Below are 23,004 nucleotides of genomic sequence, written 5' to 3'. Positions count from 1 at the left end.
GAGCTTACTCAATCACCTCGTCCGCCATCAGTAAAATCGAGCGGGGCACTTCTATTCCGAGGGCTTTGGCTGTGGAAAGGTTGACCGCAAGTTCAAACACGGTCGGCTGGATGACCGGCAATTCAGAAGCAGCCGCGCCCTTGACCATTCGCGCGGCATAGACGCCCGCCTGACGATAGGCCTCCGAGAAGCTCGAGGCGTAACTGATTAGACCGCCGTCGATCACATAGTCCTTCTGGTCATAGATGGCGGGGAGCTTGTGCTTGGCCGCGAGTTTGACGATCGTAGAGCGCTGGCTCGTCAGGAAGGGACTGCCGCCGATCACGACCGCGTCGGCTCCTGCTGCGGACATCCGATCGAAGGCAGCTTCAAGCTCCTCGACGCCACTGACTTCTGCAACAATCAGCCGCCGTCCAATCGAGGTAATTGCAGACTCGGCCTTGGCGCGATTTGCTTCGAACCCGGGATATTTCGTGTCAATCAGCAAGGAGACATCGACCGCGGTGGGCGCCAGTTCCATCAGGATTTCGGTTCGCTTACCCGCAAGCTCGCCGCCGCCGAAGAACGTGACCCCTGTCAAATTGGCGCTCGGCCGGGCCAGATTATCGACGAGGCCCGCCTTGACCGGATCGTCTGCCGACACGAAAACGATGGGGATGTCGGATGTAGCGGCTCGCGCCGCTTCCACAGCGACGCTGTTGCCCACGATCACGGAGACTTTGGCAGACACCAGTTCCGCTGCGATCTGCGGCAGCAGTTCCGGCTTGTTGTCGGCCCAGCGATATTCGATCACGACGGTCTCGCCCTCAACCAGGCCTTCTTCGGCCACCCCCTTGCGGAAGGCCTCCACAAGGGAAGCGAAGGGTCCGGCAGGCGAACTCCTGAAGAAGGCGATCACCGGCAGATCGGCGGCGCGGGCCGGCGGCGCGCCCTTAAATGGGAGCACAAGAAATGCTCCCGCCATCGCCCCGACCAGCGCTCGACGCCCGATCCCCGCACCCTGTTTCATGGATTTGCCCCCAGACCTGAATGGCGCTGCCCTGTGGCGGGGCATCTCGGCTCCGCTGCCCGCACGTTCGTGAATTTAAACATCCCTCCGAGCTCCTCACATCCTATCAGCAAGCAGCCGAACGGCAACGGGGGCGGCGGTACCCACAACGGGAATGATTTTCGCTTTGCGCCCGCGTATCGGTGTCGCAGCGGCTCTCATAGAGCGCGGTCAATAGGGCCAATACCGGCGGATAGCCTCAAGTTGTCGCGGAGCGATCACACTTGAGGCGTCGCAGTGCAGGCCAAGCCGGTCGATAAGCGCGCCACTCCGGCCAATGATTCCGTTCGGTATATGGCCTGTCTGGCATTCGACCGTGAAACTGCGCACGGCTTGCCCGCCTATGCCTTCTTGCGGGCGGAATACGCCGGATGGTGCACTGTTCGCCAATGTGCGACATTGAATTTCAATGTGATTGACGATCTCGAAACGGTCGACGAAGACATTCAAACGCGCAACGAATGTGTTGGCGCCCATACAGTTCACGCGGTTCGAGTGACCACCATTGCCGCCGGTTGCGCCGGGATTGCTGATCGGCATCAGTGTCGTACCGTCTGCCTTAAGTCTTTTGCAGGCCGGTGCAATTGCGTCGAGTGCACTGCCCGTTCTCATATTAAAGCCGATCAGGACATGATTTGGGGGACACAAGATCTTGAAGGGGCTGCCCCCGGAGCCGCCGACTTGCGTTGTCTGGCTTGCGCCATGGGCGACCGTTGTCAGGGCAAAGAAAATTAAGCCGACGCTGCGAGCCAAAGCGCTCATGGAAACCTCCTTTATATCTCGGACTGTTCGCTATGATCTTGTTCTACCAGCGACACATCTTGTCCGCGTCAACCGTTCGGTTGATGCGGGCCAGATCCGTATGATCCGAGGGGATTAGCCGACGAGGGCGTTGGAGTAGCCGGCAACCAATTTCACCAGATCGGACTGCCGGGCGCTGCCAGTCTTGTGGAACAGGCGTTGGAGGTGCGTCTTCACCGTTGCCTCAGAAAGTCCAAGGACCGCTGCCACGTCCGCAACGCCGCCGACCTCGATGATTGCAAAGAGAACCCGCAATTCCGCCGGCGTCAGGCGAAACTCCTGCGCGACCGCCTCCGGCGGCGAGGGCAAATCCAGTGCAGCTTTGTGAATGAAGACGGTTGCCACGGCCTCGTAGGAGATACCCGCCCGACGCCGCGCACCGGAGGTCAGGGTTAGCACGTTGGCGACATACCGCTCACCATTGTGCGCCCTTAGCGGCACTGCGATGCCCCTCCGGCCCAACGTCGCATCGCCGCCGCCCGAAGCGTTGAAGCTGTCCAGCAACGCCCGGTCAGCCGCCTGGTCGATCGCCCCAAGTCGGCCCTTGCGCGCTCTCACAACACTCGCTTCGGCCACCATGATGTGGCCGCTGACATTGGCGTGGACGACGCGGCCGGTGCCGTCGACCATGAACATCGCGGACGCAAGCGTATCGAGGCTGTCCGCAAGCGCTGCGGCCTCGACCTTCTTGAGATCGATCACTCTTCCGATCAGAAGCGCCCGACGGACATGCGGGACGATGAGGTCGAACCGTTGGCGCATCCGGTCGTCGACCATACCGTCGCTCATCCGGCGGAATACGGTGAAAAGTGCGCAACCGGTCGGCGTTTTTTCGAGGTTTGTGAACAGACCATCCATGTAGCCCTGGGGCAGCAGGAATTCCTTAAAAAACCGCGTCCGGCAGAACTCTTGGCGTGGGAGGACATCAGGAACCCAGTGTGTCTCTTCGACATCGAAAAATATCACGGTTGGAAAGATCGGGTTAATCTTAAAGTATTTATCAGAATAGAGTTGAATATACTGAGGATCTTGATTGGCAGCGAAGTAAAAATCAGGGTTTTTTCCAACCGCACTGTGCGAAATAAGATTGGCCGAGCACCCGCCGATGAACCCGCAGGCGAGATCAAACACTCTTGGCCACAGGTCAGGGTTTAGTGCGGCATCATAAATTTTGCCGACCAGCGTCGAGAACCCCTCAATCTCGGACATGTGAACAATCCGTGTTCTGGCCCCGTATTGATAGACAAATAGCACAAGGTGCACGTGGCCGCATCCCGTTCGTGATTATCCGAGAAAGTTCGTCAAGCCGCGAGCCAGACAGGAAAGTGCACCTTGGGGCCGGCCAGTGCGGGTAGGCAGAAGCCTCTCTTCACTTTACTGGCTAACACTGAATTATATGTATAATACGAGTTATTCAGGAAAGGTTCGCCCCATTACGATGAAAGTCACCACCGCCGAATTCATCCGCCATTTTGGCCGGTTCCACGATCAGGCGCGAAAAGAGCCAGTCATCCTGACCAAGCACGGACAACGCCTGACCGATCCCCCCGGATGAGCCGACGACGACCGCGTTATAATTTTCTCGAAGGCTATTCATTGATGTCGCCGGCAATTGGAAGACAAAGAACGCGCGGGCCTCACTTGCGAAATTCGACGTGGGTTCGCGCCACTGGAAACCCGTACTTGCTCACCCACGCATCGTTGATCAACAACCCATTGCTCTGCAACGTCATCCTGTCATGAAACCGGACGCGATTTTTACGGGTGTTGCCGTCAAGATAGACGTCATAGCTGAAGCGCGCCGTGTCACCGTTCACCCTTACAAAAGCACGCCCGACCACGTCTTCGCGGGTGCCAAGGTATGTCGTGGGGCTTGTCTTGACGAATTGCCAGGTCTTGCGGTCCTTCTGACCGTCCGCGTAGGTGAAATCCTCTCGGAGAAGCAGACGCTTGCCGTTCCACCGGCCGGTCAGCCGAACTTTGAAGCTTTTTTTAACGCCGTTGATGGCACTGAATTGTCCCTCCGCGCGAGTATGCCCGATGAAGTACTTCTCCAGCACAAGGTCGTTTGCCGAAGCGGTGGTGAAAAGGCTGCTGGCAATGAAGGCAATGGCAATCGTCAAACACTGGCGCAAGGTTTTCTCCTTCGTCATTCGGATACGTCTGGATACGCAAAGCGCTCGGTTTTGGATGACGAGCGCGATTTCTGGGATCGTTCAATGTTTTGGCGCAGCTTGTGCTGGGCTGCCTCGTCAAGCGGGAAGTTCCACATGATGCCAATCGCTGCCAGTTTGAAGGCGATCGGTAGCCAGGCATAGAGCGTGCTCAACACATGAAGAGCGAATGCGCCGGATTGGCCCTGAGCCTGTGCATGAAAACCGGACCACTGCAGGATCGGAAACACCAGCCCGACCGCAAGAGCCAGTGAAAACTTGGTGGCCAGACTCCAGGCCGCGAAATATATCCCCGTTCTTTGACTGCCGGAGGTGGCTGTATCGATGTCAACCACATCCGCCTGGATCGAAGCGGGCAGGGCGAGGTCAAATCCGAGAAGCAGTCCGGTGAAGCCGCAGATCGCGGCAAAGGGGCCGACATCACCCCGGTCAAGAAAGCCGCTGAAGGCAAACACCAGACATGCGACGCCCATGGCATAACACCATGCCCTATGTTTGCCGACGATCTTTGCCGCCCATGCGGCAAGCGGGACGCCCACAATCCCGCAGATAAAATACAGAAAAAGCAACGGACCGCGCATACTCGGTGCGTCCAGGCGGTCCGATACGAAATAGAGAAAAAGGGTGGCGGGAATGGCGTTGGCAAGACCATTGAGGACGAATGCCAGCAGGAGGCGCAGGAATGCATGGTTGCCGATTAGCGCTTGCACGCCTTTCATCAGGGTGACGCTTCTCGTGGATCGATTGCGCGGCTCGGCCACGCACCACACCGCAATTAAGCCGGCAACCGGTAGCAACACCGCGACGACGACCCCGACAGCCGCAAGTCCGTGGAAGGTGAGGGTGAGGTCGAGCCCGACGGCAAAGGGCAACACTATAGCGAGCAGGGTGCCGGCCAGTGTCGCGCTTTCACGAAACGCGGCAACTGTCGAGCGGCCTTTGTAATCGGTCGCGAGCTCGGCGCCCCAAGCCGTATAGGGAAGGATTGTGGCGGTATGTCCAACCGACAGGACGACGCCCCAACTGAACAGATAGTACACGCCGGCGTCTGTCGGCGGCCAGAAGACCATGAGCGCGGCGGTTGCGGTGACGGGTATCGACAGGACGAACAGGCTGCGCCTTCGCCCGAAAGCCGGGGAATAGCGATCCGAAAACCACCCGATGATTGGATCGCTTGCAGCATCGAAGAGCCGTATTAGAAGCAGCACTGAACCGAGCGTCGCAAGGGATATGCCCGTAACCTCGCTGTAAAACGTGGGCACAATCATATAGAGCGGCAGCGTAAGAGCGGCGATGGGAATGGCCGGCAAGGCATAGGCGATGTACCGACCCAATCCGATGGGCCTCAATGAATTTGTCATCCGCCTATGCGGGCTGTGCCGGCCGTCCCGTCGTCCCGCAGCCACGCAATCCTATTGATGGCGATCTTGCGGACTGCAAAACAGAATTGCTTCCCGTCGTACCATGTCGGCCATTTCTGGCACAGCACATTGCCTTGGATCCACCATTTTCCCGCTTCCCGCGGCGCGAACATCCGAGCAATGGATATCCCTGAAATATTGCCGATGACTGTTCCGTTGGATTGATAAATCAGCGGAAGCTCGACACCAAACGGTGTTGAGAGATAAACCCTTTGACCGCTAATCAGCTCTCTGATGTCGGCTCCGGACAAGCTTTGAGCCTTCGTTGGATGGACTAGCGCCAAGACGATAAGCGCCGACGGGAGAACAGATCTTTTGAGACGTACAACCATTTGCAAAACCCTTCAGCAGCGACGAATTGGGTACAGGCGTTGTAGTCATCGGCATTGTCCAAAATTATTTTGGGCCAAGCTGATTTCGAACGCTTTAATTACGTCGCGACACGGGCGTTGGATTACCCTTGAGCAGGATTTTCCAAGTCTTTTATTCAACAGGTGGTTTTAGACATGCCTGAGATATTTCGGTGTACAAACGTGGTTTCGGTTTCGAAAATGACTGCGTAAACATCAGCTCCCATGGATCGATAGGCTTTTGCAATGGATGGCCTCGCTCATATGGAACGGGCGAATTTCCGATGCCGTCAACGAATTGACTTTACTGCGAAAGGTCTGCGCGCGCTCGGGATTGGGGCATTGCTGGGGAAAGCGGAAGGCGGCACGTCGTGGTTGACTATGCGCAAGGTAACTTGCGATCCGCTCGATTACTCGGGATAGGACTCAGCGCCCTCGGGCATCGACTTTTTGAAAAGAATGAATACCAAGGGGTTTCCGGGCTCCGACATTGCATCGCTGCGCTGGCCTGTTACCTCCCCGGCAACGCTGCTCGTATACTCCGCAACAACCTCGCCGAAGCTATTGCGCTGGATGGCAACTTTTTGTCCGGCTTCAACTTTGTCGTTAAGTTTGACCAAATGCTCGACCAGCCCGCCTGCGGTCGCCAGGACCGGGAAGGCGCTGTTACCGACAAAGACAGTCACGTCCTTGCCTGTACGCCCCATTGACCCGGCGATGATGCCATGATGCTTGAGGACGTTCATCGTGCCTTCGACGAAGAGGGAGCTCATCTCGGTATCGAGGTGGCGCGCAGCACCGATTTCCGGCGTAAACGACGGAATGCCCACGTCCATGAACGCGTTGTGCAGAACGCCGGGATAAACGTGATTGTCGAAAATCTGACCGACGGGATAGAGCTCCACCATCGCCTTGACCTCCGGCACATCCATGCCGCCGAGGTTAAATGCAGTGACTTCAAATCCAGTTGTCCCGGTGTGGAAATCGATCGCGAAGTCGGCATTCGGCCGCAACAGCCGGTTGAACAAAAGCCCGGCGTGCCGGCTGGGTGCGGTGGCGCCGTTCTCGTTGCCGGGCCACTCGCGATTCATATCGGTGAGATCAATGCCTCTGCCCTGATTGGGCCATCTCCGCTGCATGCTCTCGAGGGCGGGGCGGGAGATATCCGTGACCGCCATCACAGTACCCGACATTTCCGCAGGATTGAGCTGGTTCATCACTGTCTGGACCGTATGCACAGAACTCATCTCATCCCCGTGCACGCCACTTGTCAGGATGCCGTGCTTCCCCGGTTTTGCTCCCTTAGCCACCGTCACAGAAACATACCAATGCTGTCCAGTCGGCATCTCAACACCCTGAAAATACAAAAGGTGCTTCTTGCCTGGCTCCAGGTCATTGACGTCGAGCCTACTGATGACCTTTTTGCCTTCGATGACATCGCCAGTGTAGACGGTTCCGGAGGCCGGATTGGCAGGGGGTGTGGCTTGGGCTTGAGCATTCGCAGTGCCAGCGTTGCCGGCGAGCGCCGCCGACGCGCCGACCGTGGCAATGGATGCGATCATGAAATCGCGGCGATCGAGGCGGCCTTTCGATTTGTCCGACATGAGGGATCGTCCTTTGTCATCTGAGAAACTGCGTAAGAACAACGACGTACACGTGGTCACAGGTATCTTCCGCAACCTAGACCACAACCAGCTACTCGCAAAGTTGCTTATTTCTGTGGGGCTGTGCGGGAGGGGCCCAAGCAAGTGGTGGAGCGGGCACAAAAAGAAAGAACAGCCAACCAAATTGACTGGCGCCCGGCGCTTTGCGAGTGCCGGGTAAATTAATCACAAAGGGGAACGACTTCTGTTTGAGATGGTTAGCTCTTAAATAGGAGCTACCGACATGCGTGCACTTTGCTGGCATGGAAAGGGCGATGTCCGAATTGACACTGTTCCCGATCCCAAGATTGAACATCCACGTGATGCGATCATCAAGATAACCTGTTGTGCGATATGCGGGTCCGATCTGCATCTGCTGGACGGCTACCAGCCCACGATGGAAAAAGGCGATATTCTCGGCCACGAGAACATGGGTGAGGTTATTGAACTTGGTTCTGACGTCACCAATCTGAAAATTGGTGATCGCGTTGTTGTACCTTTTACAATCAGCTGCGGCGAATGCTGGTTTTGCAAGCAAGGAATGTTCTCGTGTTGCGATCGCACCAATCCCAACGCTGAGTTGGCTGTCAAAGCCATGGGTCACTCGCCCGCAGGCCTGTTCGGGTTCAGTCACATGCTTGGTGGGTATAGTGGCGGCCAGGCGGAATATCTGCGGGTTCCGATGGCGGATATCGGGCCTATCAAGATTCCCGACAGCGTGACGGACGAACAGGCCCTGTTTTTGTCCGATATTTTTCCGACCGGATACATGGCCGCTGAAAATGCGCAGATCGAGCCGGGTGATACGGTTGCGATCTGGGGATGCGGACCGGTTGGTCAGTTCGCCATCCGCTCCGCGCTCATGATGGGCGCTGGGCGGGTCATTGCGATCGACGAAGTTCCGGAAAGGCTTGCGATGGCCGAAGAGGGTGGAGCCGAGACGATCGATTTTTCCAAAACGGATGTCTACGACGAGTTGATGGCAAGGACCGAAAAGCGCGGACCTGATAGCTGTATTGATGCTGTCGGCTGCGAGGCCTCCGGCCATGGTGCGACGGACGCGATAATCGACAAGGTCAAGGCCGCGACGTACCTTGCTACTGATCGGGTCCACGTCCTTCGAGAAGCCATCATGAGCTGCCGCAAGGGCGGAACCCTCTCGATACCGGGTGTGTACGTCGGTATGGGCGACAAGATTCCACTTGGTGCCGCGATGAACAAAGGGTTAACCTTCAAGATGGGGCAGACACACGTTCAGAAATATACGAAACCATTGCTGGAGAAGATCGAGGCTGGCGAAATAGATCCGAGCTTTGTCGTCACACATCCCTCCGCACTTGAAGACGCGCCTGAAATGTACAAGAAATTCCGCGACAAAGAGGATGGCGTAATCAAAGTAGTGCTGCGTCCATAATTACAGTGCCGCACATAATAAAGACCTAGACCGGCCCGCATGTTTCTTGACTAAACAAACTGCAAGCCCGCCACTTCCGTCGGTTCCACCCAATGCGTTTTTACTTTGACGGATTGGCGGAACAGTGGGACCGCAGGGACCGGCCCTTGGCTTTTATCGAAAGACCACGCCCGCCCGCCGGCCACAAGGCCACCGGAGCCACTGCCAGAGAGCGATCGAGTAGGTTGCTTGACCTTTTTTGGTGCGGCCGTGGTGAATATCTGCGCGGCTCGTCCTCCGGAGAAGACATCATTCTCTGTTTCATCTACTCTCGATCCAGTTTGGAGAACTACCATGTTGGGTCATCTATCGATCGCGGCAATCAGCGCCTTGATGCTTGTAAGCAATGAGCCATCCACGCCTGGAGCGTCGGTGGGCGTGGGCAACCCCTATCCGGTCAGCAACTACAAGTGCGAGGACGGCACGCATCTGGCAGTACGTCTCCTTGGCGATCGGGCTTCGGTATCCGTCAACGGCGCGACAGAGGTCGAGCTGCCCTTGATGGGGCCCGGTGGAACGACTTTTTCGAATGGCCGCCAGACGCTGAGTATCGTGCAGGGGAAGCTATCGTGGGGCGTTGGCCGAGCCGTGCCGTCCGAATGCACTGGAGGTTGAGCGCTTCGTCGCCAGGGCTTGATCGGTCTTCCTCAAGCCGTCGCAATAAGAGGCGATACAGCCGGCGGCCCCTCCCATCATGCCTCATCGGGATTTCGATCTTCACCGGTGAAGTCGACTGAGGTAAAACGCCCGTGCGGAGGGGGCGCTTTCGGTCGCGCGTCGATCGCCGCGCGCAGCAAGAAAGAACATTCTGACATTCGCTCCTGGCTCAACATTGGCGCTGCGCTGCACCGGCCGGCGTCGAAGCACGTGCCGCGACGGAAGTCACGCTTGGGCGAAGGTTACAGCCCAGATTTCTCGATGAGAAATTCATTCAATGCGTTTGACATGGTGGTCCGGCGATGGGCTGCGTAAACCTTCAGGAATTTATAGTTTTCCTCATCGAGGTTCTTGACCGGCTTTCGATCTGATTCCGCGCCGGAACCACATTGGTTCTGGGCTGCGACGATGCCGGCGGCTCACTTGTTTACACCGCATCCGCCTTTCGCCCTGACCGAGCGGGCGAGCAAGACGTTCCGGCAGCCGCCCCGATGGGCGTCCGGAATGAGCAAAGGCAGAAGGCAAGTCGAGAATGGCGCGGCAAGAGACCAAAACCCGGGCAATGCATGTTCGCCCTTGGCTTCCACTTTAGCAATGCCTGTCACCGCTCTTGCACAGGGGGCAAAGGCGCCGCTTTCCTCGTGGTCCGACGGTGATGCCAAGGCAAGGATCATCGATTTCGTGAAGGCCGTTACCACCGAAGAGAATGCCGACTTCGTCGACCTCGACAACCGAATTGCCGTCTTTGACAATGACGGCACGCTCTGGGGCGAGCAGCCGATGTATGTCCAGCTCGCATTTGTCCTCGACCGCGTGAAAGCCCTCGTGCCGGAGCATCCGGAATGGCAGACCACCGAACCGTTCAAATCTGTCCTTTCAGGAGATTTGAACGGTGTCGCGGCGTCGGGCGAGCGCGGACTTGTCGAACTTGTGGCGGCAACCCACGCCGGCATGACAAGTGAGGAGTTCAGCAAGATTGTTGCTGACTGGATCGCCAAGGCACGTCATCCCAAACTCGACAAACCGTACACGTCGCTCATCTTCCAGCCTATGCTCGAGGTCATCGACTATCTCAAACAGAACGGCTTCAAGGTGTTCATCGTATCCGGCGGTGGCATTGAATTCATGCGTCCATGGACTGACAAAGTCTATGGGATACCAGCCGAGAATGTCATAGGATCGAGTATCAAGACCAAGTACGAAGTTCGTGACGGGAAGCCTGTAATCATTCGCCTGCCGGAGATCGATTTCATCGACGATAAGGCCGGCAAGCCGGTTGGCATTAACAGATTCATCGGGCGGCAGCCGATTGCAGCTTTCGGCAATTCCGACGGTGACTTCGAAATGCTGGAATGGACGACATCCGGTTCCGGCCGGCGACTGGGCCTTCTTGTTCACCACGATGACGGAGAACGGGAATACGCCTATGATCGCAAGTCACACTTTGGCCGCCTCGACCGTGGTCTGGACGAGGGTCCGAAGCGAGGATGGACCATCGCCAGCATGAAGACCGATTGGAAAAGCATCTATCCCGAATAGGTTGGACTTGTGCCGCCAACCAGAATGTGAGGAGAACCATGATGCCATTTCACAGGAATGCGATTGCTCTTATCGCAACGGCGGCCTTGATGCTGTCGGCGGCACCATGGTGCAGCGCCTTGGCTCAAACCCAACCTGCGCCGGCAACGGCGACCGCCGCGATTGAAGAGCCATCCTTGCTGACGGAGGACGAACTGGAAACCCTTGTTGCGCGCATCGCCCTTTATCCCGATGATCTTGTCGCGCTGGTGCTCTCCGCAACAGTCAATCCATTGCAGATTGTGCAAGCCGCGCGGTTCATGGACCAGGTCAAAAGCAAGCCCGAGCTGAAACCCGATTCCAGTTGGGATGGCAGTATCGTTTCCCTGCTCAATTATCCGACCGTTCTGACCATGATGAACGACGATCTCGCGTGGACCGAGCAGCTTGGCGAAGCCGTCGCCAACCAGCAGAAGGATGTTCTCGTCGCAATCCAGCAGTTGCGTGACAAGGCGGTGGCCGACGGCACGATCAAATCGGACAGCAAGGTGATCGTCGAAACCAAGAATGACAATGTCATCATCCGGCCGGCGCAAAAGGAAGTAACCTACGTTCCGACCTACGACCCGGTCATTTTGACCAACCCGACCTATGTCGCGACCGCGCCGATCGTCTACGGCGACCCGTATCCTTCCTATTATTATCCTTACGCTCCCTATTGGAGCGGCTTTGTCACCGGTGCGGTCTTTGGCGCAGCGGTGGACTGGGACAACTGGCATTCCTGGAGCGGCGATGACATCGATATCGACATCGACAACATCAACCGCAACGACTTCAACTTCGACAGGAACAACATCAACAACCTCAACTTCGACAGGAACAAGTTCAATTTCGATCGCGATTCCGTCGCCAATAACATTCGCGAGAACCGGGGCAACCGCCTCGATGTGAAAAACAATCTGCAGAACCGCGAACGGACGGGTAACCTGGCTGGTGCGAAATCCAAGATCCAGGCCAGCGATATTCGGCGCGATGTACAGCAGGGCCTCAAGCAGAAAGGCGGCGGCAACATCGCCAACAAGGTTCAGGGGCAGGTTGCAAACCGCGATATCGGGCAGAGAGCAGGAGCCAATCGCCCAAACAAGGGTCAGGTTGCCAATCGGGACCGACCCGGCAATGCGGGACAGCTCAAGAACGCCAACCGTCCGACCAACAGGGCGGCCGGGCGCATTGACAACCGTCCGAGGCAGCCAAGCGCGCTGGGCAACTACGGTGCCGGCCGCGACACGCGTATTGCATCGCAGCGTGGCAATGTCAGCCGCAATGTCGGCGGCGGAGCGAGGGTCGGGCACGGTGGTGGTGGACCGCGCATTTCCCATGGTGGTGGAGGCCGACGGCAGGGCGGCGGCGGCCGAGGTGGCGGTGGTCGAGGCGGCGGGCGCCGTTAGCTCGAACGCTGCCAACCGAGTTTCGTTTTGAAGGGATTTCAAAATGTATCGCACAACTCTGAAAATGTTCGTCCTCGCCGCAGTGCTTGCAGCGCTGCCCGTGACCACGTCGTTCGCGGCGGAACAGTCGCTCCAGCGCTTTGTCGGCCCGGAGGCTGAAACATTCAAGGATCCGGGCGACGCGCTCGATGCGCTGAAGAAGGGGCTGGAAGCCAAGGACGTTGACGCTCTGGCGAAGTTGCTCGGACTGAATGCCGAGCAGGCCAGGAAATCGGAAGATTTGGGCGATCGGCTCGCGGAACTGCTGCAGGCATCGAAGGAACGCACGGAGCTGAAAGATCGCGATGACGGCGCCAAGGAAGTCATCCTGGGCAGCCGTGTCTGGCCGTTTCCGTTTCCACTGGTCAAGCACGATGCGGGCTGGCAGTTCGACACTGTTGCAGGTCTTGAGGAAATCCTCTCGCGCCGGATAGGCGAGAACGAGTTGCAGGCGATCCAGACCGCTCGCGATGAAGTTCGCGCCCAGGATACCTACGCCGAGGAAGATCATGATGGGGACGGCGTTCTTGAATTTGCGCAAAAACTCATCAGCGAGCCCGGAAAACAGGACGGCCTCTATTGGAAATCTGATGGCGGCGAAGAAAGTCCGGCCGGCAGCTTTGCCGATCCGGCTAAGGTCGAGGGTGCAGCCGCATCGGACCATGGCTATTTCGGCTATCGTTATCGCATCCTCAAGTCCCAAGGCAGCAATATTGCCGGTGGCAAATACGATTTCGTCATCAACGGCAACATGATTGCCGGACATGCCTTGATCGCCTGGCCGGCAATCTATGGCGAGACCGGCGTGATGACCTTTGTCGTCAGTCATCACGGGACGGTCTATGAAAAGGACCTTGGGCCGCAAACCGCCAAGCTGGTCAAGCAAATCAACGTCTTCAATCCCGACAAGACCTGGGAGGAAGTCGAAGAATGAGTGAAACCAGGGCGCGCATTGGCAAACAAGTTGCTGCGAGCGAAAGCACGCTTGCTCAACCAAGCGCTGCCGCAAAACGGAACGACGCCACAAGCCGGGCAGGCATGGTCCGCATCGATGCAAAGACATTCCTGATGGGATCCAACGACCATTATCCGGAAGAGGCGCCAGCGCATCCCGTATATGTTGACGGATTCTGGATCGATATCATGCCGGTGACGAACAGGCAGTTCCTGGAGTTCGTCAACGCTACCGGGCATGTAACTGTCGCGGAGAAAAAACCGGTTGCTGCGGACTATCCCGGTGCGGCGCAGAAAAACCTCCGGGCGGGTTCCATGGTCTTCATCGCGCCGTCGCACATCGTCAGCAAGCCTGATATCTATCAATGGTGGAACTATCTGCTTGGCGCAAGCTGGCGCCATCCCTATGGCCGCAAAACCAGCATCGCTACCATCCTTGACCATCCCGTCGTCCACGTCGCCTATGATGATGCCAAAGCCTACGCGGCCTGGGCAGGCAAGGAACTTCCGACCGAAGCCGAATGGGAACTTGCCGCGCGGGGTGGACTGGAGGCTGCGGAGTATGCCTGGGGAAGCGAATTTATCCCCAATGGCCAACACATGGCGAACACGTGGCAGGGCCGTTTTCCCAACGAGAACCTCGAAGAGGACGGATTCTACCGAACCTCGCCGGTGGGGCATTTCCCGGCCAACTGCTATGGCATTCATGACATGATCGGGAATGTCTGGGAGTGGACAGTAGACTATTGGTCGGATGCCCATCCCGAGCCGGCCGCGAAGGCCTGTTGCATTCCGGAAAATCCACGGCGTGCTGAAGCGCAGGCGAGCTTTGATCCCAGTCAACCTGAAGTCAAGATTGCCCGCCGCGTTGTAAAAGGCGGTTCGCACCTTTGCGCGCCAAACTACTGCCGCCGCTATCGGCCGGCCGCGCGCCACGCGCAGCAGGAGGAATCGGCGACATCACATATCGGTTTCCGCTGCATCGTGAGGCAATAGCTGTATCGTAAGCGGCTGGCGGCTGGCTGGGCGCTAGTTCCATAATACGCCTTATGCAAGTGTGTGTAGCCGCAAAGTTGAAGTGTCCTGTTTCTGCAAAGTAAGAATGTCACTCTTCCGGCGTTTTTGATGACGTGGGAGATGCGGATGGGACTGATTGTAATGAGCGAGCGCGATTTGCAGCGGATCGAGGTTTGTCGAAGGTGGTCGACGACCGGATGACGATTGCTCCGACGTCGCCATTCAGCGAGAACTCACATGTTCAATATTACACCGATCGTACACTCATGCCTATTTACGAGAGCCAGGACTTCAATTCGCACTTGTCACTCGCTGCGACCGCACAAAGTTTCTTAAATTCTTCCTTTGCAATCATGCTTACTCAGCGTTCTCTGCGGCCAACTCCAGAGCGATCAGAAGTTTTATCATCTTGTGCTTCTGGAGAGCACGTTGATAGTCTTTGGTCATCCGAACATTTTGTGCTTCTGCCAATTCACAATTCAATCTCGACAGTTCGAACGTAGCAACAGTGTTGTCATCGACCAGAACGGTAAAGATGTCCTCCCCTTGCTCTGGTATCCAATCCAAGACATATGCCGAATACATTTTCGGAAACGCGCGTCTAATTGAGTTCAGCAGGCGACGATTAGCGCTGTCGTTGAAAAGCGCATGGTGACTGCTCTGAAGTTCATCACTCTCACGTCCACTCCGAATCAGCTTCATTCAATTCTCACCGGTGTAACCGTAACAAGATTGCCGAAGCGGTCCGTCAATATTGTCATTGTTGACGCCACTTGAAACCCATTAAATCGGCGCGTTATCGACACCGGTGCCAATTTAACGAATACACCGACTGGTAACGACGTTTTCTATATCAAGCCCGATCGCAACAAACGGCCTTGTCATTTATCGGTCCTCCATAGAGTTTGTGAGGGGCTGATTTTGGGGGGAATCGATGACCGGGCTGTTGATGAAACTTGACTATGAAGAAGAGCGTCCAGCGGCGACATCTGACACAGCGCCATGAGGCACCATTGCCAATCCTTTTCTTTGGGAGATGCGTAGATGTGGCGGCTTGTTCCGACGAAGTATCAGTTCGGCCTGGTTCTCGCTGGCGTGGTGCTGAGTTTCTACCTCGCCCAGTATGCATATGGATATGTGTTCGGTGACATGCCCGCGACCCCTGAAAATTGGTCGCTCGTATTTCTGGCGTCAGCGGCGATCCTTGCTGGTCTCGTGCAGTTGATTTGGAGCCTTGCCTGGCATTGGCTTCCCTCGCTGCAGCGCCACACCTTCCCTGATCTCAATGGCACATGGACCGGCCAAGTGGTCTCGACCTATTCGGATCCGGCGACTGGAATTCAGGTGCCGCCTATTCCAGTCGCGATTGCCATACGGCAGGGATTCTTCTCCACGTCGGTTACGTTCAAGTCCGGGGAGACGAAGTCGCAAACGACGCAATGCTTCCTGAAGCCGTTCTACCAGATTGGCAAGTTTCGTATCTGGTATATCTACGATACCGATCCCCAGGCGCAGTTTCGCAGCCGCAGCATGCCGCATGAGGGCGTGTGCTACCTCGATCTCTACTTCGATGAAGATAGAAACAAATTGCGGGGGACCTATCATACCGAGCGCAAGACGACCGGCGAGATCGTCGTCGCACGGTCCTTCAACCGGCAGCGCTGATCGAAACAGAGGCGCGGCAGGCCGTTGGCCAGCGCCGCAGCGCCGGCCCTCGCCTAACGAATGCCAGCGCGCAGGAATGCCTGGATGAATTGTCTCTGAAAGATTAGGAAGGCGATCATCAGCGGAGCGACGACCATGACCGTAGCCGCGCTGATCGTCGAGATGTTAACGCCGCTCTCTGGTGCGCCAAACAACGAAAGACCAACGGTAACGGGCCGCGTTTCGGCGGAATTAGTGACGATCAATGGCCACAGGAAGTTGTTCCAGTGGGTCGCCACCGAGACCAGAGCATAGGCGAGGTAAACCGGCTTCGCGGCAGGAACATATACCCGCCAGAGCACGCCAAGCCAGCTGCAGCCTTCGATGCGCGCGGCTTCCTCGAGTTCGACCGGAACCGATTTGAACGCCTGGCGCAGAAGGAAGATGCCAAAGGCGCTGGCGACGTAGGGCAAGCCCATGCCTGCAATCGTGTCGAAGAGGGACAGGCGCGAAATCATCGCATAGTTCTCGACGATCAGGACTTCCGGCAGGATGAAAAGCTGCAGGAGGACGAGCATGAAAACGAGTTCCCGTCCAATGAATTCGAAGCGTGCGAATGCATAGCCGGCAAGGGTACAGAGGATAAGCTGGCCGACCAGTGTGAAGCTGACCAGGAGCAGCGTGTTGCGGAAGTAGAGCCCCCAGGGCGCGGCATTCCAGGCGTTTTGATAATTGTCCAGCGTCGGCGCGACGCTGCCGCTGAAATCGAGCGCATGGCCGGAGGGCATCAACGACGCCCAAACCGCAAAAAGCAGCGGCGCGATCCAGATCAGGGCCAGGAGCCACGCTCCAGCGGCATCAAGGAAACCGTCGAGCCGCAGGCTGCGACGGGCGGTGGGAACAGCAATGGTCATCGGTAATGTATCCGGCGGTCGAGGACGCGGAATTGAAAGACCGCCACTGCTCCAAGCGCGAGTAGAACCAAGGCCGTCATGGCGGCTGCGTGCGGACGGTCGAAATAGGCAAATGCCATTTCCCAAATCCAGTAGAGCACCAGCTTGGTGGCGTTGTTCGGTCCGCCCTTGGTGAGAATGAAGAGATGGTCGATCAGTTTGACTGAGTTGATCAGCGCGTTGATGAAGATGAAAGCGGTCGTCGGCATCAAAAGGGGAAACAGTACGCGCCTCGCATAGGAGATCCGGCCCGCGCCCTCGATGGCTGCGGCTTCCTTGAGATCGGGAGGTATCGTCTGCAGGGCGGCGAGATAGAAGATCATGAAGAAGCCGGCTTCTTTCCAGATCGTGACGACGATCACCGCCCACAGCGCCGTGCCCGGCTGGCCCAGCCAGTTCGTCGGTGCAATGCCGAAGAGGCTCGTGATGCTGTCAATCACGCCAAGGCCCGGCGTATAGAAGAAGAGCCAGATATTCGCGGCGGCTATCATCGGCAGCATCGTCGGGGTGAAATAGGCACCGCGCACGATACCGCGCAGCGGAATGCTGGCATTGGCCCAGAGAGCCATGGCAAGGGCGATCGCAATCGAAAAGGGAATTGTAACCCCGGCATAGACCGCATTGTTACGAACGACGGTCCAGAAGGCGGGGTCATTGATCAGGTCGGAATAGTTTCCGAGGCCGGTGAACGCCGCCGGAAGCCTCGCCGTTTCCGACGAGAAGAAACTCGACCACACTGTGGTGATCGTCGGAATGAATGCGAAGATCGTGAGCAGGATCAGAGCGGGAGCCGCCAGCATCCATCCATAGAGTGATTGCCTGCGTTTTTGATAGACGGCTATTTGATCCATGCGACTGCTCTCGAGTAGTGTCTGAAATTGCTGGAACGGAGGAACTCCTCCGTTCCAGCCTGGCATGCGTTACTTCTGATAAGGCTTGAGCAGGTCGTCGGCGGTCGCCTGTGCGGCCTTCAGCGCATCGGCTGAGCTTTGCGTGCCGGTCAGGGCAGCCTGGACGGCATTGTTCAAGGCTTCGCGAACGCGGGCTGTTTTCCAGGTGGAGAACTCCGGAATTGCAACCTTGAGCTGGTCACGGGCGACCAGGGCTTGCGGAAACTCCTTACCATAGGCCTTAAGCTTTTCCGTCTCGTAGGCGGCTGGGCTGACGCCGACATAGCCGGTCTCGATCGACCACTGCGCGGCGCGCTCCGGCGCGGTCAGATAGCGGATCAACTTGAGCGAAGCGGCGCGTTCTTCCTCGGAAGCCTTCTTGAACAGGTAGAAGTTGCCGCCACCGGTTGGCGAGCCGGGCTGCTTGTTGGCCGGGAGCTCGGCAACGCCGAAATCGAATTTCGCCTCTTTCTTGACAGCGGCAAGGTTGCCCGTCGTATGCCACATCATAGCGGTCTGGCCCTGGACGAACGCCTGACGCAGTGTGCCCCATTCGATGAGACCTTCCGGCGAGATTTTCTTCTCGGTCGAGAATGAACGCCAGAATTCGAGCGCTTCGACGACGGCAGGATCATCGAAACTGACCTTCGTGCCATCCTTGCTCATCAGTTCCTTGCCGTTCTCGATGGCGAAGCACTGCAGCATCCAGTAAGGATAGCCGGTGCTCGGGACCATTAGGCCGTAATGCCCGTCCTTGGTCAGGGCCTTGGCCGCCATCACCATTTCGTCCCAGGTCTTCGGCGCCTTCTCGGGGTCGAGGCCAGCCTGGCGAAACATGTTCTTGTTGTAGAACATGACGATCGTCGAACGCTGGAACGGGATGCCCCATGTCTTGCCTTCGACGCGGCCATTGGCCATCAATGCCGGATAGAAACTGTTCAGCCATTTCTTTTCGTCGTCCGTCTTGACGATGTCTTCGAACGGTACGATCAGGTCCTGTTCGATCAGATCGTAGGCGTCGATCGAGAAAAGCACCGAAAGTTGCGCCGGCTGGCCACTCTGAATGGCGGAGAGCGCGCGAACGCGCGTATCGTCATAATTGCCGGAATAGACGGCGTTGACCTTGATCTCCGGATTTTCCTTCTGGAAACCTTCGATCATTCCGTCGACAACCTTGGTGAGCGGGCCACCGACGGCGATCGGGTAATACATGGTCAGTTCAGTCTGCGAAAAGGCCGGCATGGCGGTGGCCGTCAACAATGTCGCCGAAAGAAGGGCAGCAGTTGTGAAATGTCTCATGAAAAGTTTCCTCTTTGAATGATTAATTGAAAGCAGTCAAGGATGTTGGGGGCAGCGTTTTTACGGCTGACTGACCAATTGGAGTGTATTTGGCAGGCATCGGCCGCTTTCGCGGTCAAACCAATTGGCGGAGGCAGGCGACCAGTTGAGCGAAAGGCGAGTTCCCGGAGCCTTTTCGTTTCGACCTGGCAACCGCGCTATCACTTGCTCGGCGCCGTCGACAGCAAGATAGACATAGGTTTCGGCGCCAAGAAACTCGCTGAAGACAACCGTGGCAGGGAGTCGGCCGCTGCCCTCGGGTAAAAGAATGAAATCTTCGGCCCTGACGCCAAGCTGAAGAGATTTTGCGTTGAGGCCGGCGGGCAAGATTCCCGCCGCCTGCAGGTTGAAAGGCAGAATATCGGCCGGGAGTAGCGTCATCGCCGGACTGCCGATGAAGCTCGCGGTGAAGGCGCTTGCCGGCCGCTCGTAGAGCTCGGCGGGCGGTCCCATATGTTCGACACGTCCCTGATTGAGGAGCACGATCTGGTCGGCCATGCCCATGGCTTCCGTCTGGTCATGGGTTACGTAAACCAGCGTCATGCCGAGCCGGCGCTGCAGGGAGCGTATCTCCTGGCGTACGGAGTGCCGGAGCTTGGCGTCGAGATTGGAGAGCGGCTCGTCCATCAGGCAAAGTGGCTGGCGGGCGACGATAGCCCGCGCGAGGGCAACGCGTTGCCGCTGCCCGCCAGATAACTGGGCGGCCTTCCGGTCGGCGTAGCCGTTGAGACCGGTTAGGTCGAGGGCTTCGGCAAGGCGCGCTTCTCGTTCCTTCTTGGCCATGCCCCGCACGCGCAACCCGAATACGATGTTCTCGGCGACATTGAGATGGGGAAAGAGAGCATAAGATTGAAATACCATCGTCAGTCCGCGCTCCGAGGGACCCAGAGCCGTAACATCGCGCCCGCCGATTTCGATACGGCCGCTGTCCGGCGGCTCAAGCCCGGCTATCAGTCGAAGCGTCGTCGACTTTCCACAGCCGGACGGGCCGAGCAGGACCGTGAATCCACCTTCGGGGATATCGATCGAAAGGCTGTTGACCCCGCCGCCTCCATCGAACCTGCGGGTAATATTCTTGAGGCGAACGAAGGGTTGTCCGGTCATTTTGAATCTTCGTTCGCCAGGCGCAGCTTTGCCGCAATGGTGCTGTCAGCAAGGAGCGGAGTAACGGCGACGTCCGGCAATGCGTTGAGTACGATCATGTCGGGGTCGGCGAGAGACCCTCCGCGCGCCGGCGCCAGACGGCCAAACTTGCTTGTATCCGCGACCAGAATGGACGTCCGGCAGTTCTGGAGCATCGCAGCACGGACCAAAACCTCGGGACGGTCGAAATCCACAAAAGTGCCATCGGGATCGATGCCGCCGACGCCAAAGACCGCGAAGTCCACGCGGTAGTTGCGATACATCTCCTCGACATGCGGTCCCAGAAAATCGAGGTCAGGCAGGCGCATCACGCCGCCCGGCATGATGATGCGGTTCGAGGGGTTTGCACTCAGCGTCACCGCCACATTGACGTTGTTGGTGATGACAGTCAGGTCTTCGTGGTTGAGCATCGCCCGCGCCACGAATTCCGGCGTCGTTCCGATACCGAATGATACGGAGGAGCGGCTCGGGATCATGTTTGCGACGCAAATACTGATCGCTTTTTTTCTTCGGGATAGCTTATCCGGCGTGAATCATAGGAAAGATTGATCGACGGCGCGTCGATGTATTCCGCGCCCCCGTGCCTTCTGCGCAGGAGATTGGCATCACAAAGCTCGTTGATATTGCGCCGGATCGTTTGCGGCGTGACCATGAAATGATCGGCAAGGGTTTGGACTGATAAAAAACCGCGTTGGCGAATAAGTTCGACGATGTCCTGTTGCCTTGCAGATATATTCATTATGCGTATCCGAATGTTCATATGAACGATGAACACTCGTTATATGGGTTAAATGACAACTAGATTTCAGTTTTGTGTCATTCATGTGAAAGTGCTTGGTAGCCCGTCAAAAACGGGCTACCCGCAATTTACCTAGCGAAGAAAATCGCACACTATTTGGACGTGAAGAAAGTCAAAAGAACCTTGCCCTTGTCACCCACCAGGCAAACGAATCGATCGGGCTTGCCGGATTTTGTGCCGCGGACGACGTAGGATTCTCCAAGAACAACCGTCTTGAGCGGCACGTCTTCAATTTTCGCCGTCGTGGCCGATACTGCGACACTCTCGAGATCGATTGTGAGATCTGTGATATCCGGAGATTTCTGCTGGAGAGCGATCAAACCCGTGGATTTACAAGCGTCGATGACCGGATCGGCGGCTTGGGCATATGCAGCAGGAGCAAGAAGCGAGAGAAGAGCGGTTGCGAAATAGAGCTTCTTCATCAATTTCAATTCCTCAAAAATGGCATGGAAAAATTGCCTGGTTCAAATACGTCAATAAAACGCTCCTCGATTCAATTTTGTTCCACGGCGAAAAATGACTGCAACGGCTGGGGTAAGGCCTGGTCACTCCGGCAGGGCAAACACCGGGCACGGCATGGCAATGCCGCGCAATTTGTGATCCCCAAGCGGCACGAGCGGCCTTGTCGTTTCCGCCTCGAACGCCCCTGACAACAATACCTTATGGCCGAGCGGACGGCACAGGCCCTCCAGGCGGCTCACAAGATTTACGGCGGAGCCGATCGCGGTGAAATCAAGCCGGTCGGCGGTCCCGATATTTCCCCAAAGCATCTCGCCGAGATGCAGCGCGGTGCCGAAGGACAAGGGCTGCAATCCTTTGGCGCTGCGGGATCGGTTCAGATGGTCCATGCCCGCACGTGCGGCGACGACGGCACGCAGCGCCGCGTCGCAGGAGGCAGCAGCGTTTCGCGTTCCGATAGGAAAGACAGCAAGGACACCGTCGCCGATGAACTTCAGAACCTCGCCGTCAAAGGCGTGGACGGCCCCGGCAATGCGATCGAACCAGGCGTCGAGGGCGGCAATCACATCCTTGGGTTCCGAGGCCTCTGACAGCTCGGTGAAGCCGCGCAGATCGGCATAAAGCAGCACCGCCCGGATCGTTTCGCCGCGTTCCCGTCGCGAGCGGCCGGCCAAGACCCGCGCAGCGCTGCGCTTGCCAAGATATGCTGTCAGCAACACGGCAAGGGTCGAACGCGTTGCCAGTAGTGCCAGAGGCGTAGCGGCAAAGCGCGCCACTTCCCGGAGCAACGCCGACTCGGCCGCGCTGAACGGCTGCTTGGCCGCCCAGCCCAGTATCGCAGCGTCAGTGGAGCCGCCAGTAAAATCCACCTGCACATGCGTGCCGATACCCGTCAGCCAGTTGCGCGCGAGTTCGGCCGGGTCAGGGTCGGCTGGGCCAGCCAGGCCGAGCGCCTCGATGACCTCCCCCGCGTCGGCGCGCCACAGGAAGGTGCGTTGTTTGATGATCGGGTGCGGTGCCGATAGCGTAAGCGTACCGCCGGCCAGCGATATATTGTCGGCAGCAATCTGTGCGGCGAGTTCCTTCAGCAAGGCAGCACCATCCTGGAACTGAATTGCGTTGTCGATCAGGAAGGAAAGTGAAGATGGCATTCCCATGCGTGTCACTATGGAACGGCATTGCGCCCCTGTCATGGGATTTGATCCTTGTCTCGGGCCGCGATTGGCTTAAATTACCACTCAAGGTTGAATGAAAT

24 protein-coding genes are annotated in these 23,004 nt (G+C 57.4%); 7 read left to right on the top strand and 17 right to left on the bottom strand.

Annotation, left to right across the window (positions count from 1 at the left end):
- Positions 1–4: 4 nt before the first annotated feature.
- The 8 genes from HQ945_RS19375 to HQ945_RS19340 form a co-directional block, all read right to left on the bottom strand.
- Positions 5–1,009: an ABC transporter substrate-binding protein gene (locus tag HQ945_RS19375; protein WP_162737213.1), complete on the bottom strand. Its 1,005-nt coding sequence runs from the start codon at positions 1,007–1,009 to the stop codon at positions 5–7.
- A gap of 210 nt (positions 1,010–1,219) precedes the next feature.
- Positions 1,220–1,810: a jacalin family lectin gene (locus tag HQ945_RS19370; protein WP_027232802.1), complete on the bottom strand. Its 591-nt coding sequence runs from the start codon at positions 1,808–1,810 to the stop codon at positions 1,220–1,222.
- 114 nt (positions 1,811–1,924) lie between these two features.
- On the bottom strand, positions 1,925–3,103 hold the full coding sequence (locus HQ945_RS23155; RefSeq protein ID WP_174208417.1) for a LuxR C-terminal-related transcriptional regulator: 1,179 nt from the start codon (positions 3,101–3,103) through the stop codon (positions 1,925–1,927).
- Between the two features lie 160 nt (positions 3,104–3,263).
- The gene (locus HQ945_RS19360) at positions 3,264–3,446 is read right to left on the bottom strand and encodes a hypothetical protein (RefSeq protein WP_174208416.1); all 183 of its coding nucleotides are present in this window, start codon (positions 3,444–3,446) and stop codon (positions 3,264–3,266) included.
- A gap of 40 nt (positions 3,447–3,486) precedes the next feature.
- Positions 3,487–3,984, bottom strand: coding sequence for a DUF3833 family protein (locus HQ945_RS19355; protein WP_246272727.1), 498 nt, complete (start codon positions 3,982–3,984; stop codon positions 3,487–3,489).
- A 14-nt stretch (positions 3,985–3,998) separates the two neighbouring features.
- Positions 3,999–5,384: an MFS transporter gene (locus HQ945_RS19350; protein WP_174208414.1), complete on the bottom strand. Its 1,386-nt coding sequence runs from the start codon at positions 5,382–5,384 to the stop codon at positions 3,999–4,001.
- On the bottom strand, positions 5,381–5,695 hold the full coding sequence (locus tag HQ945_RS19345) for a hypothetical protein (RefSeq protein WP_246272726.1): 315 nt from the start codon (positions 5,693–5,695) through the stop codon (positions 5,381–5,383). The genes HQ945_RS19350 and HQ945_RS19345 overlap by 4 nt, the downstream gene beginning before the upstream one ends.
- Before the next feature lie 509 nt (positions 5,696–6,204).
- Entirely contained in the window at positions 6,205–7,398 is a 1,194-nt protein-coding gene (locus tag HQ945_RS19340; protein WP_113280948.1) for a succinylglutamate desuccinylase/aspartoacylase family protein, read from the bottom strand.
- A 283-nt stretch (positions 7,399–7,681) separates the two neighbouring features.
- Here HQ945_RS19340 and HQ945_RS19335 point away from each other — a divergent pair, with 283 nt between their 5' ends.
- The 6 genes from HQ945_RS19335 to HQ945_RS19310 all read left to right on the top strand — a co-directional run bounded on the left by HQ945_RS19335 (position 7,682) and on the right by HQ945_RS19310 (position 14,502).
- Positions 7,682–8,851 (top strand): zinc-dependent alcohol dehydrogenase, encoded by a 1,170-nt coding sequence (locus HQ945_RS19335; RefSeq protein ID WP_113280950.1) that lies wholly within the window; start codon positions 7,682–7,684, stop codon positions 8,849–8,851.
- A 333-nt stretch (positions 8,852–9,184) separates the two neighbouring features.
- Positions 9,185–9,505 (top strand): hypothetical protein, encoded by a 321-nt coding sequence (locus HQ945_RS19330; protein WP_174208413.1) that lies wholly within the window; start codon positions 9,185–9,187, stop codon positions 9,503–9,505.
- 636 nt (positions 9,506–10,141) lie between these two features.
- Complete coding sequence (locus HQ945_RS19325; RefSeq protein ID WP_113280951.1) at positions 10,142–11,086, top strand: HAD family hydrolase; 945 nt, start codon at positions 10,142–10,144, stop codon at positions 11,084–11,086.
- A 41-nt stretch (positions 11,087–11,127) separates the two neighbouring features.
- Complete coding sequence (locus tag HQ945_RS19320; RefSeq protein ID WP_246272725.1) at positions 11,128–12,513, top strand: DUF3300 domain-containing protein; 1,386 nt, start codon at positions 11,128–11,130, stop codon at positions 12,511–12,513.
- A gap of 43 nt (positions 12,514–12,556) precedes the next feature.
- Positions 12,557–13,486 (top strand): DUF2950 domain-containing protein, encoded by a 930-nt coding sequence (locus HQ945_RS19315; protein WP_113280953.1) that lies wholly within the window; start codon positions 12,557–12,559, stop codon positions 13,484–13,486.
- 104 nt (positions 13,487–13,590) lie between these two features.
- Positions 13,591–14,502 carry a formylglycine-generating enzyme family protein gene (locus HQ945_RS19310; RefSeq protein WP_091923039.1) on the top strand — a complete coding sequence of 304 codons (912 nt, stop codon included), beginning with the start codon at positions 13,591–13,593 and terminating at the stop codon, positions 14,500–14,502.
- Between the two features lie 378 nt (positions 14,503–14,880).
- Here HQ945_RS19310 and HQ945_RS19305 read toward each other — a convergent pair whose 3' ends face one another.
- On the bottom strand, positions 14,881–15,225 hold the full coding sequence (locus HQ945_RS19305; protein WP_113280954.1) for a hypothetical protein: 345 nt from the start codon (positions 15,223–15,225) through the stop codon (positions 14,881–14,883).
- 342 nt (positions 15,226–15,567) lie between these two features.
- On the opposite strand from HQ945_RS19305, the gene HQ945_RS19300 reads away from it, so the two are divergent.
- Positions 15,568–16,188 carry a Cap15 family cyclic dinucleotide receptor domain-containing protein gene (locus HQ945_RS19300; RefSeq protein WP_091951598.1) on the top strand — a complete coding sequence of 207 codons (621 nt, stop codon included), beginning with the start codon at positions 15,568–15,570 and terminating at the stop codon, positions 16,186–16,188.
- 53 nt (positions 16,189–16,241) lie between these two features.
- Here HQ945_RS19300 and HQ945_RS19295 read toward each other — a convergent pair whose 3' ends face one another.
- From HQ945_RS19295 to HQ945_RS19260, 8 genes are all read right to left on the bottom strand, one after another.
- Positions 16,242–17,081 (bottom strand): carbohydrate ABC transporter permease, encoded by an 840-nt coding sequence (locus HQ945_RS19295; RefSeq protein ID WP_113280955.1) that lies wholly within the window; start codon positions 17,079–17,081, stop codon positions 16,242–16,244.
- On the bottom strand, positions 17,078–17,971 hold the full coding sequence (locus HQ945_RS19290; RefSeq protein WP_113280956.1) for a carbohydrate ABC transporter permease: 894 nt from the start codon (positions 17,969–17,971) through the stop codon (positions 17,078–17,080). Before HQ945_RS19290 ends, HQ945_RS19295 begins: the two co-directional genes overlap by 4 nt.
- Before the next feature lie 69 nt (positions 17,972–18,040).
- Complete coding sequence (locus tag HQ945_RS19285) at positions 18,041–19,309, bottom strand: ABC transporter substrate-binding protein (protein ID WP_113280957.1); 1,269 nt, start codon at positions 19,307–19,309, stop codon at positions 18,041–18,043.
- Between the two features lie 60 nt (positions 19,310–19,369).
- Entirely contained in the window at positions 19,370–20,452 is a 1,083-nt protein-coding gene (locus tag HQ945_RS19280; RefSeq protein ID WP_036814885.1) for an ABC transporter ATP-binding protein, read from the bottom strand.
- Entirely contained in the window at positions 20,449–20,967 is a 519-nt protein-coding gene (locus tag HQ945_RS19275; protein WP_174208412.1) for a DeoR/GlpR family DNA-binding transcription regulator, read from the bottom strand. The genes HQ945_RS19280 and HQ945_RS19275 overlap by 4 nt, the downstream gene beginning before the upstream one ends.
- Complete coding sequence (locus HQ945_RS19270) at positions 20,964–21,266, bottom strand: DeoR family transcriptional regulator (protein ID WP_174208411.1); 303 nt, start codon at positions 21,264–21,266, stop codon at positions 20,964–20,966. Before HQ945_RS19270 ends, HQ945_RS19275 begins: the two co-directional genes overlap by 4 nt.
- 116 nt (positions 21,267–21,382) lie before the next feature.
- Complete coding sequence (locus tag HQ945_RS19265; protein ID WP_113280958.1) at positions 21,383–21,712, bottom strand: hypothetical protein; 330 nt, start codon at positions 21,710–21,712, stop codon at positions 21,383–21,385.
- A 123-nt stretch (positions 21,713–21,835) separates the two neighbouring features.
- Entirely contained in the window at positions 21,836–22,906 is a 1,071-nt protein-coding gene (locus HQ945_RS19260; protein ID WP_113280959.1) for an adenylate/guanylate cyclase domain-containing protein, read from the bottom strand.
- Between the last annotated feature and the right edge of the window lie 98 nt (positions 22,907–23,004).

Source organism: Phyllobacterium pellucidum (assembly GCF_013327855.1).
Lineage (GTDB): Bacteria > Pseudomonadota > Alphaproteobacteria > Rhizobiales > Rhizobiaceae > Phyllobacterium > Phyllobacterium pellucidum.
The sequence above is the reverse complement of the archived record's forward strand: the minus strand, read 5'-3'. Positions and strand labels throughout refer to the sequence as shown.